Genomic DNA, 1012 nt, shown 5'->3' on the forward strand with positions numbered 1-1012 from the left:
CCGAACACCTGCGCGGTTTTCCGGGGCCGTGGACTTTCCGGCAGGTTACATCACACTGGCGGAGGCAACCGACCGGTCGAGGCGGACCGCCTGTACAACCGGCGAGTTGTTGTTCCTGTGTCTCTCAGCCAGCTTTCTGCCCATACGTCCATTGATCAGCCTGCGGCAAGACAGGGCCTCATAATCCACACCGGCGAGTTCCGGAAACAGGGACAGTATCTCTTGACTGGCCTGCGGACTGACAGACTTCAGAGCCTGCGGGCCGGTATAAAGGCTCTCGGTCCGGGCCCCGTTCGAGAACACCACCTCGTGGCGATCGAACAGGAAATGCACATAGGTCACTTCCGTCTGGTCATGTGCGAAATCGATCCCCTCCAGAAACACCAGGTTCTTGGCCGCGACGAGAACCTCGGCTTCGCCGAACATCCGCAAGGCAATCGGGGACGACACCAGTATTCGGTGCTGTGGCGAGACCAGCAAATCCACCACCGGGGTATGATCGCCCAGTGCACCTGCACGGATACGGATCGGCCGCAGCTTGGGATGCGTTTCAAGATCGTGCCCGGACAAGTGCTGGGACCCGACCCAGCGGACCGGCTGATAACCGTTGTCGACGGTTAAAACCAGGTCGCCCTGAGACAGATCCTCGACCGCGACCTCCCCCGACGCCGTCGTGATCAAAGTGCCTTGCGCGAAACAAAGAACCTCTACCGTTTCCGGGGTTCCATCGGCATCCACCAGAAATCTTGAACCATCCGGAGTGGTCACGGCAAACGGCGATGTCGATCCTTCGGTGATTGTCGTCGTCGTGTCATGAAGAACGAATTTACCGTCCGAATCGATGCTAAACAGGCCGGTTCCGCTGCCATCCGCTGCGTTGAGCGCAATCACATCGACGCCCTTCACGACGCTCGACGACATGAAATAGCTATCATACCCGACAATTGTATCCGACAATATCAGTTGGCCTGTGGTCGCGTCGATCTCGTAGAGGTAGGTTGAACCTTCGTTG

Annotated in this window: 1 protein-coding gene; it reads right to left on the reverse strand. The window is 58.2% G+C overall.

Annotated elements, in window-relative coordinates; all coding sequences use genetic code 11:
- Positions 1-45: 45 nt before the first annotated feature.
- A partial coding sequence (locus C8N32_RS14795) for a Hint domain-containing protein (protein ID WP_244905934.1) occupies positions 46-1012 on the reverse strand: 967 nt, incomplete at its 5' end.

The organism is Rhodovulum imhoffii (assembly GCF_003046545.1).
Lineage (GTDB): Bacteria > Pseudomonadota > Alphaproteobacteria > Rhodobacterales > Rhodobacteraceae > Rhodovulum > Rhodovulum imhoffii.